This is a genomic window from Acinetobacter amyesii, assembly GCF_002018365.1.
Taxonomy (GTDB): Bacteria; Pseudomonadota; Gammaproteobacteria; order Pseudomonadales; family Moraxellaceae; genus Acinetobacter; species Acinetobacter amyesii.
The window spans coordinates 600,675-617,088 of sequence record NZ_MVKX01000001.1 but is presented as its reverse complement, the minus strand read 5'-3'; the positions used below and the strand labels follow the sequence as shown (position 1 = coordinate 617,088).

The window sequence follows — 16,414 nt, the reverse complement described above, 5'->3', positions numbered from 1 at the left end:
GCAAAATATTGGAAGCTACTTCACTAAAGTCGAAACTTTAAAGTTTTTTTAAATCATTTCTGTTAGTGATATGATACCAATGAGGCGAAGCGGAGCAAAAGCGCAGGTGCAAATTTCACATAAATCATTTCGAAACATTGGGTTGATTGGTCGTCCAGACAAATCATCAGTGATCGAAACCCTATGTTTGATCCACGATCATATTTTGAGTTTGGGATTACATCCTGTATTTGATACGCAAACAGCGCAGCTGGTTCCCTACAATAATACTCAGACAGTCAGCCGTAATTTATTGGGTGAAGTTGTCGATTTGGTGATCGTTGTCGGCGGTGATGGTTCATTGCTTCATGCCGCACGTGCCTTGGTGAAATACAATACCCCTGTGATTGGGGTGAACCGTGGTCGTTTGGGCTTCCTGACCGATATCAAACCGACAGAAGTGATTTTCAAGTTAGATCAAGTGCTCAAAGGTGAGTTTCAGCTAGACCGACGTTTCTTGCTGGAAATGGAAATTCGCTCGAAAGGTGAGTCGATTTATGATGCTGTGGCTTTAAATGATATTGTGCTGCATTCAGGTAAATCGGTACATATGATCGACTTTGAACTGAATATCGATGGCCAATATGTGTACCGCCAACACAGTGATGGTTTAATTGTTTCGACACCAACCGGCTCTACAGCTTATGCATTATCTGGTGGTGGTCCGATTGTCCACCCAAGTATGGATGCGATTGCCTTAGTACCAATGCATCCACATACTTTGTCGTCACGGCCGATTGTCGTGGGCGGACAAAGTGAAATTAAAATTTTGATTCGTGAAAATCGTGTTCTACCAATGGTCAGTGCCGATGGTCAACACAGTGTATCATTGGGTGTAGGCGATAGTTTACATATCCGCAAACATCCATTTAAGCTCAACTTATTACATCCACCTGGTTATGACTTCTATATGGCTTGTCGTACCAAGCTAGGCTGGAACCAAGATTTTGACTCATTAAAGCAGGATTAATTATGAATATTGAACAGATGCTTGCCGTACTCGATCCTGAAATTGTTGGTCGGTTAAAAACGGCAATTGAAATTGGTAAATGGCCAAATGGTGTAGCGCTGACTCAAGAACAACGTCAAATTTGTATGCAAGCGGTGTATGCATGGGAAATTAAACATTTGCCAGAAGATGAGCGTAGCGGTTATATCGACCGAGGGACCAAAGAAGAAGATGAGCATTGCGACTCACATGTGGAAGAACCTGAGTTCAAGCCGATTCGTTTTGTTTAATCCGTTTTCTTTCTGATTGAAAAAGCCAGCTTAATGCTGGCTTTTTTTATTGGCTGATGCATGCCTAAATTTGTTGCTTCATATCTGCTTATTTAAGCGTGACGATTTGCCCACATGGTTTTGGCAGTTTGCATTGCTTCATCAAAACTTGCGACGGCGCCCATGGTATACAGTGCGATTCCCATGGTTTCAGTCACCGCGATTTCACCATATTCATGTGTCTGGTGACCGTCCCAAACGGCTTTAAAAACGGCCAAATCAAGTTCTTCTTCAACGGGACTGCGGTTGTCCGTCAGTTTAGGCAGTTCATGCTCATACATTTCACCATCCTTGATGCCACAAATTAAGGTTTTTGCATCGGGGTTACGTTCGAATTCACCACCTTCACCCTTAATGACAGCACTATTTTGATAACCCAATTGGAATGCCGCACGTTGATGTGATCCACGATAGGCTGGGTGGAAAATCGCTTGCATGGTGGCTTTGGCATTAAATGGATTTATCAGACGCGCAAGGGTGTGAATTGGGGAACGTAAACCCATCACATTGCGCAGTGAAATTAAATCACTAAGTATTGGTGAAATGACGTCGAGCGGAATATAAGCAAAATGACGTTGTATGAGTTGCTGTTCCACATCTGTATCATTTTGGCAAATAGGAAAACCCAAATACTCTAATACTTGTTCTGTATAAAGGCGGTTAATGGTATGACCTGAAGCGCCATGCATTACGACATTGTAGCCGTGTTTTGCCAGCGTTAATGCGGCCAATAAAAACCAAGGATAATGTTTACGTTTACCTGCATAAGATGACCAATCTAAATCAACATCAAGCTTTTTAAACTTGAGTTGATCACGGGTGGCTTGGACAAAGCCAGTGAGTTCATCAACAGATTCTTCTTTTACACGCAATAACATCAAGAAAGCGCCCAATTGAACGTCCAAAACCTCATCTTTTAAGATCATGCTGAACGCTTGGTAGGCTTCATCATAAGTGAGCGAACGTGCGCCATTTTTACCTTTACCCACGATACGGACAAATTGCGCAAAAGGATGTTCAAAATCTTTGTAAATATTTCGTTTATTGTTCATGCAAATACTGGGCTTAAAATTAGGACTTAAGGATAGTTTACTTCTATAGTTGGTATTTTTCAGCCTGATAATGGGCTTAAAAAACGCGGTCTTTAGACTATAGTCTAATGAACTCGGTCTATTATTTAACCGAAATTAACATTTGTGGCAGAACAAGCCATTAAAAAACAGGTAAAATTTAACCTACTTTAGTATGTGTTTCATCTCCTGATCAATGCGCTGATTTTATATCAGGTCCTGATGTGATTATTTAATCACCATACATATTTCGTTTTTCTGTATTTGGCTAAGTCAAATACCTTTGGTGCTCTTTTGTCGAAGACAAAGGGGTTTTGGGCTGTTTATTTTTTGAAAATAGACAAAAACTGAATATTTCTTTGAAGCAGAAATATATCGTGAAGTAATGTCATGGCTAAAAAACCAATTTATAAGTCACTATATTTTCAAGTGATCGTTGCCATTATTGCGGGTGTATTGGTGGGGCATTTCTCACCAAGTGGCACGCAAATTATCAATGGTACCGAGCAATACGTAAAAGGCTGGGGTGAATTGTTCTATCCACTAGGACAAGGTTTCATCAAGCTGATTAAAATGATTATTGCACCTGTGATCTTCTGTACCGTGGTGAGTGGTATTGCAGGTATGGAAAGCATGAAATCTGTGGGTAAAACAGGTGGTGTCGCTTTACTATACTTCGAAATTGTTTCGACCATCGCACTCATTATTGGTCTTGCAGTGATTAATATTGCAAAACCAGGTGTAGGCATGAACGTAGATCCAGCATCTTTAGATACTTCAGGTATTTCTAAATATGTTGAATCTGGTGCAGCACAATCTACCCAAGATTTCTTTATGAATATCATCCCAAACACCGTTGTTGGTGCGTTTGCTGAGGGTGAGATTCTTCAAGTTCTATTATTTGCCTTATTATTTGGTTTTGCGTTGCATAAACTTGGAGATGCAGGTAAGCCTGTATTGAAGTTTATTGATCAAATTGCACATGTATTCTTTAACATTGTAAATATGATCATGAAGCTTGCGCCAATTGGTGCCTTCGGTGCGATGGCTTATACCATTGGTAAATATGGTATCGGTAGTTTGGCGCAATTGGGTCAGTTGATCATCTGCTTCTATATTACCTGTTTGCTGTTTATTTTCCTTGTACTTGGCACGATTGCACGTATTTGCGGTTTCAGTATCCTCAAAATGATTCGTATGATTCGCGAAGAACTTTTGATCGTACTGGGTACGTCATCTTCAGAATCTGTACTGCCACGTATGTTGAAAAAACTCGAACTTGCTGGTGCAGAAAAATCTGTAGTGGGTCTGGTTATTCCAACAGGTTATTCATTTAACTTAGATGGTACGTCTATTTACCTGACCATGGCGGCGATCTTTATTGCACAAGCGACCAATACACCACTTGATATTTCGCATCAGATCACGTTGTTGTTGGTTCTACTCATCTCATCTAAGGGTGCTGCGGGTGTGACAGGTTCAGGCTTTATTGTCATGGCTGCAACACTGTCTGCTGTGGGTCATATTCCTGTTGCCGGTTTGGCATTGATTCTTGGTATTGACCGTTTCATGTCAGAAGCACGTGCATTAACGAACCTTGTAGGTAACTCATTGGCAACGATTGTGGTTGCGAAATGGGTGGGTCAATTAGACAAAGAAAAACTGGATTTTGCTTTGGCAAACCCTGAAGAAATTGACCGTCAGATGCAAGAAGAAGGTAATGCACATCATGCCTAAGGCTAATGCTGTGATGTATAAGATGTAATTTAAAAAGGAGGCTTCGGCTTCCTTTTTTTATGCAAGGCCAAAGCCAAATTTGAACGCTTTAGTTTTTGGGCATGACGGCCGTTCTAAACTGCAATAGGATGGAGCTCAACAAAACAACAAACTCAACCAAGGAAGAAACACATGCTGGCTTATGATGCAGACTTAGAATTATTTCGAGATAACTTTCGCCGTTTTATGGCAGAGCATGTCGCACCACATTATGAGCAATGGGAACGTGAAGGCATTATGCCGCGTTCAGTATGGAATGCCTTGGGTGAAAATGGCTTTTTATGTGTCGATGTGCCTGAAGAATATGGCGGCTATGGCGTCCCAACGCATTATTCACTGATGCTAGTTGAAGAATCTGCGCGCGCAGGTTTTAGTGCATTATCGACAGGTATTTCATGCCATTCTGAAATTGCAGCACCGTATATTTTGCACATTGGTTCAGAAGAACAAAAACAACATTGGTTACCGAAAATGGTCACAGGTGAAGTGGTCGGTGCCATTGGTATGACAGAGCCTGGTGCAGGTTCGGACTTACAGTCTATGCGCAGTAGTGCGATTTTGCAGGGTGATCATTATCTGCTCAATGGTTCGAAAACTTTTATTTCAAATGGTCAACATGCAGACCTAGTGGTATTGGCTGCGAAAACCGATCCACAAGCACGTGCTAAAGGCGTGTCATTACTTTTAGTCGACACACATTTGGATGGATTTAAGAAGGGCACTAACCTCGACAAAATTGGACTGCATGCGCAAGACACTTCAGAGTTGTTTTATGACAATGTCAAAGTACCGAAAGAGCAACTTTTGGGTCAAGCTGGACAAGGCTTTGCTTACTTGATGCAAGAGTTACCGCGTGAACGTACCGCAATTGCCTCGACTGCAATTGGTGCGATTCGTGGTTCCATTGATGTGGCAACGCAGTATGTCAAAGAGCGTCAAGCGTTCGGACAGGCGATTGGACAGTTCCAAAATACACGTTTTGTATTGGCGCAGGCTAAGATTGACGAATTGGCTACAGCGGCGTTTTATAATCAAAATGTTGAGCTTTATATGCAAGGCAAACTTGATGTTGAAACTGCAGCAGCACTCAAGAGCTTCTCTACCGATATGCAAATGAAAGTGGCTCATAATCTACTTCAATTATTTGGTGGCTATGGTTATATGACGGAATATCCAATTTCACGTTTCTTTGTCGATGCACGTATTCAGCAAATCTACGGTGGCACCAATGAAATTATGAAAGAAATCGTGGCACGAAGTATTTTAGGTCGATAAACAAATTATCAGGCTGAAAATTAAAATAGCGAAGTGATGACTTCGCTATTTTTTTGAGGATGTATTTCTACAGATTTGCGTGTTTGAATTAGATTATGCAGTTGAGTTTGAGTGAATATATTGAGACCTATGATAATGACGGTTGCCCTAAAACTTGCAGACAGACTTCAATAAATTCAGGCGTATCTAAAGTACTACGCGACGATATATACAGGTTATTATCATTTACAACCGATTGATCCGACACCACCACACCTGCGTTTAACAAAGCAGATTTCAGCGTTTCAGATTGGGCGAAATGGCGACCTTGTATGACGCCAGCTTCTAATAACAACTGTGGACCGTGGCAACTGCTCAAGATCGGCTTTTGGCTATCTGCAAAATTACGAACAAAATAGATAAAACGGTCATCTAAAGCGAGTTTCTCTGGGGAATAACCGCCGGGGATAAACAAGGCATCAAAATCATGCACAGAGGCATCGTCGATACTCTGGTCAATGGTGATCTGGGAACGGCGTTTAATGCCGTAAACGATTTTTCCAACCTGATCTTCGATATTGATAATGCTGTGCCGAGCGGCTCGAAAGGCCTCCACAGGCTCAAGGTACTCAATATCTTCAAAATCGTAGGTCACTAACACTGCAATTTTCTTGTGCATACTTGTACCTATGGGTCTGTTATTTTTTTTCTGATATTTAGACTACAAAGCAATGAAAAAAATTACCTGTGTCTTTTGTAATAAATGCGTCAATGACTGTAAACACTAGATGAAAGTGCCTATTAAGTCACTGAAAAAACGATCAATGACCAAGTGTTTATACAGATCATCTTTAAGTTTCAAATTATTTCTATGCCATGAAAGCCAAGTTTTGAATTTTTTTATTTTGCTTCAAGTATTGAGAGCAAAATTTAAAACTGAAATGACCAATGAAACAGATGAATTGGTGAGCTTATATAAGGGGATGGATCTGATGCAAATTTAGATGAAAAGAGAAGGTCTATTTATTGTGCTGCTTAAGTTGAATGATCAATAAAGCTGTCAAAAGGTAAGATTTGTCTCAATTATAGCTTGACCTATCAGTTTGGCTGTTTTGGCTCTTAAGTTAAGCTGATGAAGCTTTAATCAACTGTATGTTTTTAAGGCTGAAACCATCAAAGTCGTATTGCGCAACATTTGAAAGCTAACTATTGTTATACTGTTTGCAAAATTTTTTTGAAGGGCGACATAACAATGATCAACGATGATCAAAACACTCCGACTTCTCTGGACTTAGCTCAAATTCGTGAAGATATCGACTCTGTTGATATGCAGATTCAACAACTTATCAACCGTCGTGCGAAACTAGCTGAAGCTGTGGCAAAAGCAAAATTTGCTGCAGAAGAGAATCCATTGTTTTATCGTCCTGAACGTGAGGCGCAAGTTTTACGTAAAGTTATGGATCGTAACGAAGGCCCATTGTCTGATGTGACGATGGCACGTTTATTCCGTGAGATCATGTCAGCTTGTTTAGCCCTTGAAGCACCGCAAAGTATTGCGTTCTTAGGTCCAGTTGGGACATATACACATTCGGCGGTGTTGAAGCACTTTGGTCAAGACGCTGTGGTGCGCCCATTACCAACAATTGATGAAGTGTTCCGTGAAGTTGAAGCAAGCAGCGCACACTATGGTTTAGTGCCTGTTGAAAACTCATCTGAAGGGGTGGTGAACCATACTTTAGATTGCTTTAAATCTTCACATCTCAATGTTATTGGTGAAGTTGAACTGCGCATTCATCACCAGTTCCTAGTGTCTGAAAACACACGTAAAGACAGTATTAAACAAATTTATGCCCATCAACAAACTTTGGCGCAATGCCGTGGTTGGTTAGATGCTCATTATCCGGGTGTAGAACGCGTTGCACTCAGTTCAAATGCAGAAGCGGCACGCCGTATTCGTAATGAATGGCACTCTGCGGCGATTGCTTCTGAAGTTGCTGCGAACATCTATAACCTTGAAATTTTGCATAGCAATATTGAAGACAATCCTGAAAACACCACACGTTTCTTGGTGATTGGTCGTGAGAAAGTGCCACCATCTGGCAATGATAAAACATCATTGTTGATTTCAGCGCATGACCGTGCAGGGGCGTTGCTTGAAATTCTTGCACCATTTGCAAAACACAATATCAGTTTGACCAGTATTGAAACACGTCCTGCATTGCCTGAAAAATGGGCCTATGTCTTCTTTGTTGACTTAGAGGGTCATGTAGAACAAGACAATGTCAAAGCAGCGATTGAAGAAATTCGTCCATTGGTTAAAGAAATTCGTGTATTGGGTTCATATCCGATTGCTGTTCTTTAAGATCACAACTGTGATCAATTCCATCAGGAGTTGATCACCTTCATCATTTGAAAAAACTGGAAGTGTAAAATGACGTTTGTCCCAGCCAATGAAGGCATTGCAAAGCTAAAGCCTTACCAACCAGGTAAACCAATTAGTGAACTTGAGCGTGAGTTGGGTATTACAGATATCGTAAAACTCGCATCAAATGAAAACCCATTGGGTTGTTCTGACAAAGTGAAAGAAGCGGTTGCTGCTGAACTTGCTGAAATTGGTCGATATCCGGATGGTGGCGGTTTTATTTTGAAAGACCAAGTTGAAAAACAATTTGGTATTGCACATGACCGCATTACGTTGGGTAATGGTTCAAACGATCTTCTAGAAATTTTTGCTCGTGCTTTTGTTTCAGAGCAAGACTCTGTGGTGTATAGCCAACACGCATTTGCTGTGTATGGTCTGGTGACTCAAGCGATTAATGCTGAAGCGATTGAAGTGCCTGCAAAAGGTTTTTCACATGACCTAGATGCAATGGCTGCGGCAATTAAAGACAATACTAAATTGATTTTTATTGCGAACCCAAATAATCCAACAGGTACATGGTTTGAAGAAGCTGAATTTGAAGCGTTCATGCAAAAAGTACCTGCAAATGTGATCGTGGTTTTAGATGAAGCTTATGTGGAATATTTCCCTGAAAACTTCAATAGCTTAAAATTCTTAGATCAATACGCAAACTTAATCGTTAGCCGTACCATGTCAAAATGCTATGGTTTGGCTGCGCTACGTGTTGGTTTTGCTTTGGCTTCAGTTGAAGTGACGGATTTCCTTAATCGTATTCGTCAACCATTTAACGTGAACCATCTTGCGATGGTGGCTGCTGTTGCTGCACTTAAAGATGAAGCATTTATTGAAAAATCACGTGTAGTGAATAAAGCGGGTATGGCGCAACTTGAGTCAGGCTTTGATGCGCTAGGTTTAGCGTATGTACCTTCACGTGCGAACTTCATTTTAGTAAATGTAAAAGCAGATCCTGCACAGACCTTTAATGCTTTATTAAAAGAAGGTGTGATTGTTCGTCCAGTTGGTATCCCTGAGCATTTACGTGTATCAATTGGGACTGAAGCTGAAAATGCTAAATTCTTAGCTGCCTTGGCTAAAGTGTTGGGCTTAGAGGCTAAAGCTTAAGTCATGTCTGTGCCACTATTTGAAAAAGTTGCTTTTATTGGGCTTGGGCTGATTGGCTCAAGCCTAGCTCGCGTCATGATTGCTGAAGGTTTGGCTAAGGAAATTGTGGCGTCTACGCGTTCACAAAAAACCTTAGAAGATGCAAAAGCTTTAGGACTTATTCAGCAGGGTTATAGCGATCCTGCCGAAGCGGTCAAAGCTGCAGATCTCGTTGTTTTGGCTTTACCTGTACGTGCGACACAAAAAGTCCTTGAAGCGATCAAGCCTTATCTATCCGAACAGACGATTATTACCGATGTTGGGAGTACCAAAGGCAATGTCGTTGATGCAGCGAAAGCAGTCTATGGTGAGCAATTACCTGCTGGTTTTGTACCGGGGCATCCGATTGCGGGGGCTGAACTGACAGGTGTGCATGCAGGTAAGGTGGATTTATTTGCTAATCACAAGGTGATTTTGACACCTTTACCAAGCAGTGCAGATTGGGCTGTAGAGAAACTGATTCAATTGTGGCAAGCTGCCAAAGCGGAAGTAATTTGCATGGATGTGGAAAAACACGACGAAGTGTTGGCCCATACCAGTCATCTTCCGCATTTGATGGCATTTAACTTGGTTGAGCAACTTGCGAACCGAGAAGACAATTTAGATATTTTCCGTTATGCCGCTGGCGGTTTTCGTGATTTCTCACGCATTGCTGCAAGCGACCCACATATGTGGCATGACATCTTTTTTGCCAATAAAAAGGCAATTTTAAATGCGGTAGATGGCTTTGAAAAACAATTGGCTATTCTTCGCAAACTGATTGAAGATGAAAACTCACAAGCGTTGATGGGACTGTTGGGACATGCACAAGCGGCACGTCAACATTTCAATCACATGCTCGCAAAGAAACCACTGATGGAGAAAAATAAAGTGACGACACAGCAATTCAAAATTTTACCGGGTCCAAAGCAATTCCAAGGTAAATTTACTGTGCCAGGTGATAAATCTGTGTCACATCGCTCTATCATGTTTGGTGCTATTGCAGAAGGCACAACGCATGTCACTGGTTTTCTAGAAGGTGAAGATGCCTTGGCAACTCTCCAAGCATTCCGCGATATGGGTGTGAGTATTGAAGGCCCTAAAAATGGCGAAGTTACCATTCATGGTGTAGGTATGCATGGTTTAAAAGCACCTGCAGGCGCTTTGTATATGGGGAACTCAGGCACTTCAATGCGTTTGCTTTCAGGCATGTTGTCGGCACAAAAATTTGATTCGGTGATGACGGGTGATGCGTCATTATCAAAACGTCCAATGGAACGTATTGCCAAACCATTACGTGAAATGGGTGCGCAAATTCAAACTACAGGTGAGCGTGGTACGCCGCCCGTGTCTATTTCCGGAAGTCAAAACCTGAAAGGTATTCACTACGACTTACCAATGGCATCTGCACAAGTAAAATCAGGTATTTTGTTGGCTGGTCTTTGGGCGGAAGGTGAGACGGTTGTCACTGAACCAGAACCGACACGTGACCATTCAGAACGTATGCTTCGTGCATTTGGTTATGACGTGAAAACAGAAGGCAACCGCATTTCACTTCAAGGTGGCGGCAAGTTAGTCGGTACGGATATCCAAGTACCCTCTGACATTTCATCTGCAGCATTCTTTATGGTGGGTGCAGCGATTACCGAAGGTTCAGATGTCACCCTTGAAGCGGTCGGTATTAATCCAACCCGTACAGGTGTGATTGAAATTTTAAAACAGATGGGTGCTGATCTAACTGTTGAAAATGAACGTATCGCTGGCGGTGAGCCGATTGCAGATATTCGTATTCGTGGTTCACGGACACTCAAAGGCATTCATATGCCAGAGGATCAAGTGCCATTGGCGATTGATGAATTTCCAGCACTGTTTATTGCAGCGGCATGCGCTGAAGGTCAAACCATTTTGACTGGTGCAGCTGAACTTCGAGTGAAAGAATCAGACCGTATTCAAGTGATGGCAGATGGCCTAAAAATTATGGGTATCGACTGTACGCCAACCGATGACGGCATCATCATTGAAGGTCAAGGTAAAACGGGCGAGTGGGGTGCAATCTTCACAGGTGGTCAAATCGAATCACATCATGACCACCGTATTGCAATGAGCTTCTCAATGGCAGGTTTACGTACTTCGGGTGAAATTAATATCGTGGGTACAGAAACTGTTGCGACTAGCTTCCCGACATTTACAGAGCTAGCGACTCAAGCTGGTTTAACGATTGCAGTAAGTGAATAAATAATTCACTAAAATTGTATATTTATTCAACAACAGCCAAGCAAATGCTTGGCTGTTTGGTTTTAATTGCTTATGCTAAAACCATACAACAAGAATGTCTTTGGATAGATACATGAGAAAACTACAATTCACCGCGCATAGCGAATCAAATCGAGTTGAAAGCAGTGCTGATACGCAAACTCAGGTTGCTGAATTATTGGCAAATAAATTAGAGCGTTATGGCTTTCAAACGTTATCGCAAAGTGGTGATCAGATTGCAGTCAGTGTCGATCAGCATGAATTGCCACTTTCAGTGACATGTCAGGGGCAGGATGAATCAGGTCGTCTAGTCTGTGAAATTACCTCTTATCCAGATGAAGACCAAGATTGGTTAGATCGTATTACTGAGCAAAGTCTATTGAACCAATTGGCTCAAGCGGTCGAAAACAGTTTAAAAGAAGAAGAGTCATATAGTGAGTTTCAATGGAAACAAATGACAAAATGATTTGAAAATTGAAGTAAAAATCATCCATAAAAAAAGCAGCATAGCGCTGCTTTTTTGTTTTTTTAACGGAATGTATTTACAACGTTATAGACATTCAATATTGATAGGATTAATGGTTCGATTGCTCTTTTTCACATAGTCACACATTTTTTCTGACTCTTGTTCATTGAGTCCCCAAAACACAATCACACCACGTTGATCAGTCAATTTGCTATCGCTTAAATAAATATAATGGGTGTCATGATAGTTTTTATCGAGCATATCTTTATATTTTTGATCGGTAAAAGATGAACAAGACGAAATATCTGCTTCTTTACATACCGAGTCACTCGAACAGCGTTGCTTAAAGGTTGAAATCATATTCATGGTGTCAGTGCTGTTGAGTTGGGCTTCACACACTTGGCTGTTGGGAAAGTCATAGACCATCTTTAAGCTAAAATCACGACCATCGACATTCATCTTGTATGACGCAGTCAAATAGGCTTTGGGACCATCGTTCGCAGCAACCGTAGACGCTGGCAAATTTGTCGTTGTGGATGGGGTTGAATTAAAATAATAGACCAAAGCTGCAATGCCTAGACTTAAAATCACAGCAACAATAAATTTCATTTTTCCCTCTAAATTTTATCTTAATTTTTCTGGGTATTATTTCTGTAGTTGTTTATTTAAACAAGTAAATAATTGGTTTTTAGATAAAAAATTGAGGCGTAATCAAAATTAAACGAGCATCGGCTTAAGTCATTACATGTTGAACGAATTATGATCACTAATGCAAAAAAATTGGATAAATCGAAAAGCGAGTAGTTCAGTTTATCTGGAATATTGGGTTGGTAGAGCGGTCACTAGGCAAAAAAAATGAGCCAGTTAAGCTGACTCATTTTTTTGGTATTTTTTAAACTAAAAAGCGTGAAATCGCGATACGAAGCTGTTTTAGATAACCCGTAAAAAAGTGGTTTGCACCGGGTAATACAGTGATTAAATGGCGCTGTGGTTTGGCCCACTGAATCAAGTCAGATAACAGTGTGACATTATCTTCTTCACCATGAATAAATAAAATATCACCCTTAATATGTGGTGTCACATAATGACGTACACCTGCAACTGTTGTGGTTGGTAGGCCACATAAAATAGTTTGTACAGGCTGCAATTCTACTGGCAATAGGGCATAGCATTTAGTCATGACATTTGCACCAAAACTAAAACCGCCTGCATAAAATGGCAGGTTCGGATGTTGGTTACGAGCAAATTCAATGACTTGCATAGTATCTTTGGTTTCACCATTGCCTTCGTCATGTATTCCTGCACTTTGGCCAGAACCACGGAAACTTGGGCGATAGACAACATAGCCACGTTCTAAGAACATTTGCGCTAAAAGCACAGGGACTTTGTGCTGTGGTGTACCACCTTGCAATGGGTGAGGGTGTGTAACTACCGCGAATCCTTTCACTTCACCCTGTGGATAATCAACAAAAATTTCAAGTTGACCCATCGGCCCTTGAATGAACATTTGTTCTGACATAATTACTAAAATGTGAAAGCGGGAGAGTCTATAGTTTACAGATTAATATTATCTAAAACACAGATTGGATTTGAAAATACTCTACTGTTATAGTTTGTTTAATTAAAAATTAATCAGGATGTTTATGCTCGCTTTAATTTCTCCAGCAAAAACTTTAGATTACGAAACCGCTTTACCGACTGAAAAATTCACTCAACCACGGCTATTAGATCATTCTGAAGAATTGATCTCAGTTGCACGTAAATTGTCGGCAAGTGAAATTTCAAGCTTGATGAGTGTCAGTGAGAAAATTGCGACTTTAAATGTTGAGCGCTTCCGAGATTGGCAGCCTGATTTTGATTTTGCCAATGCACGTCAAGCAATCTTTGCCTTTAAAGGTGATGTGTATACGGGTTTAGATGCTTATCAACTTGCAAACACAGACCTTCAATATGCACAAACCCATTTGCGTATGCTCTCAGGTCTATACGGTTTATTGCGTCCACTGGATTTAATGATGCCATATCGTTTAGAGATGGGGACCAAGTTGCAAAACCCACGTGGACATAACCTATACGAGTTTTGGGATAATACCATCACGAATCTCATCAATGACGATTTGGAAAAAGCTGGCTCTGAACTTTTGGTCAACATCGCTTCAGATGAATACTATAAGTCGGTCAAAGAATCAAAAATCAAAGCCGAAATCATCAAGCCAGTTTTTCTCGATCAAAAGAACGGCAAATATAAAGTCATCAGCTTCTATGCCAAAAAAGCACGTGGCCTAATGGCGCGTTATTTGTTGGAAAATAAAATTGAACGTATTGAAGATATCAAGTCGTTCAATACCGATGGTTATTATTTCGATGCTGAGAGTAGCTTAAAGGGCGAATTGGTCTTTAAGCGAGATGAGCAACAAGCCGCTTAAGTTCAAGATTGAAATTTTGAATCTGTAAAAAATATGAATAGCCGCTGTTTTTAAGTCAGCGGCTTTTTTATCTTCTTCACTCGAGATGTAATGGTGGGGCTGTGAAATTGATCGTGCTTTAAATTTCGTAGGTGAAATGATCTATGATTTGAAGCTTTTAGGGGAAAAGGTTTCGAAAAAACATTCAGCGATTATCTTGTCTAGCAGTCTAAAATATATTACAAAGTTAACATTGATCGAACAAATAGCTTATTAAATGACTTAATAAGATATGAAATTGTGAAATATGTCACTTTTTTGTTTAAGTTTTTTGTTATTATAGCCAAATATTTAAACATGAATAAAATTTTGTTATGAAAAAAATACTGATACCAATTTTTATACTCAGCATTGTATTTTTAGGGTTTAGTGTTTATAAAAATGCAGAGTTAAAGCGACAGCAAGAAATTAATCAAGTGTTCAATGATGATTTGAACGCATCACCTTATATGCGCTAAAAAAAAGTCAATCTAGCAGCTTTTGCATTGAGCTCAAGCATGGTCTTGAAGTATTCGTCTAAATCTTGATATTTTATTTTTATATATAATAATTTGAAACTTTATAAAGAAAACAATGCCTTAAATTTACTAAATTGAAAAGCGATGAAAATGTGGAAACATTAAAAAATCAATGTGTTATAATTTGCCGAAATTAATTTGATCAGTATTTATTGATATTAAATACGAATTAAATGACATAAATAGAGGAGCTGCATAGGTTTATGCAGCTTTTTTGTTTGCAAATTTCAACATTTGTACTGTGTTGTATGCTGTTGAAAATAGGATTTTTTAAAGCCTACAATCTGCCGAATTGGCATATTCGTTGCTTAGGCATACACAAAATTAATGATGAATACATCACATGATTAATTTTGTGGAATGCTTATATGCATAAAGTTTACTTCATAGGGGCTAGGTCATGACGACTCCTAATCCATCTTCCGAGAACATGCTTGAACGTCTGTTTAAACTGAGCGAAAACAAAACCAGTTTCAAAACAGAAGTCATTGCAGGTGTAACTACTTTCTTGACAATGTGTTACATCATTATTGTCAATCCAATGATTTTGTCCGAAACGGGTATGGATCATGGCGCTGTTTTTGTCGCAACCTGTCTAGCAGCAGCCATTGGCTGTTTGGTGATGGGTCTTGTTGCTAACTATCCAATTGCCTTAGCACCCGGTATGGGCTTAAACGCTTACTTTACCTATTCTGTATGTTTGGGTATGGGCGTGGAATGGCAAACTGCTTTAGCAGCTGTTTTTGTCTCTGGCCTTGTTTTTATCGCTATCAGCATGTTCAAAATCCGTGAAGCGATTGTCAATGCGATTCCAATGTCGCTTAAACTGGCGATTGGCGGCGGTATTGGTTTATTCCTTGCGCTGGTTTCTTTGAAAAATGCCGGCATTATTGTTGATAACCCTGCAACATTGGTCAGTCTGGGTGATTTAAAACAGCCGTCTGTCTTGTTGGCTTTACTTGGCTTCTTGATGGTTGTGGTTATGCATCACTTCAAAGTACGTGGTGCAATCATCATCAGTATTTTGGTGATTACTGCAATTTCAACCCTGCTGGGCTTCAACGAATTTAAAGGTGTTGTAGGTGCTATTCCTTCAATCGCTCCAACATTCATGCAAATGAACTTCGAAGGTCTATTCACCGCAAGTTTGATTGGCGTGATCTTTGTATTCTTCTTGGTCGATTTATTTGACTCTACAGGTACATTGGTCGGTGTATCACACCGTGCAGGCTTATTAAAAGACGGTAAATTACCACGTTTGAAGAAAGCATTATTTGCTGACTCATCTGCAATTGTTGCGGGTGCGGCATTGGGTACGTCTTCGACTACGCCTTATATCGAATCATCAGCAGGTGTTGCTGCCGGTGGTCGTACAGGTTTAACTGCAGTTGTAGTTGCTGTATTGTTTATTTTGGCATTGTTCTTAGCACCACTTGCTCAGTCTGTACCAGGTTTTGCAACTGCGCCAGCATTGTTGTTTGTTGGTGTGTTGATGATTCAAGGTATCGTTCATATTGAGTGGGATGATATTACTGAAGCAGTCCCAGCATTCTTAACAATTGTATTTATGCCGTTTACGTATTCAATTGCAGACGGTATTGCAATGGGCTTCATTAGCTATGCATTAGTTAAATTGCTTACAGGTAAGGCGAAAACTGTACCGTATATGGTCTGGATTATTGCTGTACTTTGGGCATTAAAATTTGCTGCATTTGGCGGTTAATACTGTCAAATAGCGAAAGGGTGTAAACTCA

14 protein-coding genes are annotated in these 16,414 nt (G+C 40.3%); 10 read left to right on the top strand and 4 right to left on the bottom strand.

Annotated elements, in window-relative coordinates; translation table 11 throughout:
* The first annotated feature begins 70 nt into the window (after window positions 1-70).
* Both B1202_RS03040 and B1202_RS03035 read left to right on the top strand, forming a co-directional pair.
* The gene (locus B1202_RS03040; RefSeq protein WP_078189100.1) at window positions 71-1,009 is read left to right on the top strand and encodes an NAD(+) kinase; all 939 of its coding nucleotides are present in this window, start codon (window positions 71-73) and stop codon (window positions 1,007-1,009) included.
* A gap of 2 nt (window positions 1,010-1,011) precedes the next feature.
* Entirely contained in the window at window positions 1,012-1,278 is a 267-nt protein-coding gene (locus B1202_RS03035) for a YeaC family protein (RefSeq protein WP_078189099.1), read from the top strand.
* Between the two features lie 92 nt (window positions 1,279-1,370).
* On the opposite strand, the gene B1202_RS03030 is transcribed toward B1202_RS03035, so the two are convergent.
* Window positions 1,371-2,369, bottom strand: a complete 999-nt coding sequence (locus B1202_RS03030) for a glycosyl transferase family protein (RefSeq protein WP_078189098.1) — start codon at window positions 2,367-2,369, stop codon at window positions 1,371-1,373.
* A 408-nt stretch (window positions 2,370-2,777) separates the two neighbouring features.
* Between B1202_RS03030 and B1202_RS03025 the strand changes: the two genes are divergently transcribed.
* A complete protein-coding gene (locus tag B1202_RS03025; protein WP_078189097.1) occupies window positions 2,778-4,124 on the top strand; it encodes a dicarboxylate/amino acid:cation symporter in 1,347 nt (448 codons plus the stop codon).
* A gap of 171 nt (window positions 4,125-4,295) precedes the next feature.
* Window positions 4,296-5,438, top strand: coding sequence for an acyl-CoA dehydrogenase family protein (locus B1202_RS03020; protein WP_078189096.1), 1,143 nt, complete (start codon window positions 4,296-4,298; stop codon window positions 5,436-5,438).
* 127 nt (window positions 5,439-5,565) lie between these two features.
* Here the strand turns inward: B1202_RS03020 and B1202_RS03015 are convergent, their stop codons facing one another.
* Window positions 5,566-6,096, bottom strand: a complete 531-nt coding sequence (locus B1202_RS03015; protein WP_078189095.1) for a DJ-1/PfpI family protein — start codon at window positions 6,094-6,096, stop codon at window positions 5,566-5,568.
* 573 nt (window positions 6,097-6,669) lie between these two features.
* Between B1202_RS03015 and pheA the strand changes: the two genes are divergently transcribed.
* The 4 genes from pheA (at window position 6,670) to B1202_RS02990 (ending at window position 11,677) form a co-directional block, all read left to right on the top strand.
* A complete protein-coding gene (pheA, locus tag B1202_RS03005) occupies window positions 6,670-7,779 on the top strand; it encodes a prephenate dehydratase (protein ID WP_078189093.1) in 1,110 nt (369 codons plus the stop codon).
* A gap of 69 nt (window positions 7,780-7,848) precedes the next feature.
* The gene (gene hisC, locus B1202_RS03000) at window positions 7,849-8,940 is read left to right on the top strand and encodes a histidinol-phosphate transaminase (protein ID WP_078189092.1); all 1,092 of its coding nucleotides are present in this window, start codon (window positions 7,849-7,851) and stop codon (window positions 8,938-8,940) included.
* A gap of 3 nt (window positions 8,941-8,943) precedes the next feature.
* Complete coding sequence (locus B1202_RS02995; protein ID WP_078189091.1) at window positions 8,944-11,193, top strand: bifunctional prephenate dehydrogenase/3-phosphoshikimate 1-carboxyvinyltransferase; 2,250 nt, start codon at window positions 8,944-8,946, stop codon at window positions 11,191-11,193.
* Between the two features lie 112 nt (window positions 11,194-11,305).
* A complete protein-coding gene (locus B1202_RS02990) occupies window positions 11,306-11,677 on the top strand; it encodes a hypothetical protein (RefSeq protein ID WP_078189090.1) in 372 nt (123 codons plus the stop codon).
* A gap of 84 nt (window positions 11,678-11,761) precedes the next feature.
* Here B1202_RS02990 and B1202_RS02985 read toward each other — a convergent pair whose 3' ends face one another.
* A complete protein-coding gene (locus B1202_RS02985; protein ID WP_078189089.1) occupies window positions 11,762-12,286 on the bottom strand; it encodes a hypothetical protein in 525 nt (174 codons plus the stop codon).
* Window positions 12,287-12,569: 283 nt separating this feature from the next.
* Window positions 12,570-13,196, bottom strand: coding sequence for an alpha/beta hydrolase (locus tag B1202_RS02980; RefSeq protein WP_078189088.1), 627 nt, complete (start codon window positions 13,194-13,196; stop codon window positions 12,570-12,572).
* A 124-nt stretch (window positions 13,197-13,320) separates the two neighbouring features.
* On the opposite strand from B1202_RS02980, the gene yaaA reads away from it, so the two are divergent.
* Both yaaA and B1202_RS02970 read left to right on the top strand, forming a co-directional pair.
* Window positions 13,321-14,103 carry a peroxide stress protein YaaA gene (gene yaaA, locus B1202_RS02975; RefSeq protein ID WP_078189087.1) on the top strand — a complete coding sequence of 261 codons (783 nt, stop codon included), beginning with the start codon at window positions 13,321-13,323 and terminating at the stop codon, window positions 14,101-14,103.
* 957 nt (window positions 14,104-15,060) lie between these two features.
* Window positions 15,061-16,383: an NCS2 family permease gene (locus B1202_RS02970; protein ID WP_078189086.1), complete on the top strand. Its 1,323-nt coding sequence runs from the start codon at window positions 15,061-15,063 to the stop codon at window positions 16,381-16,383.
* Window positions 16,384-16,414: the final 31 nt, after the last annotated feature.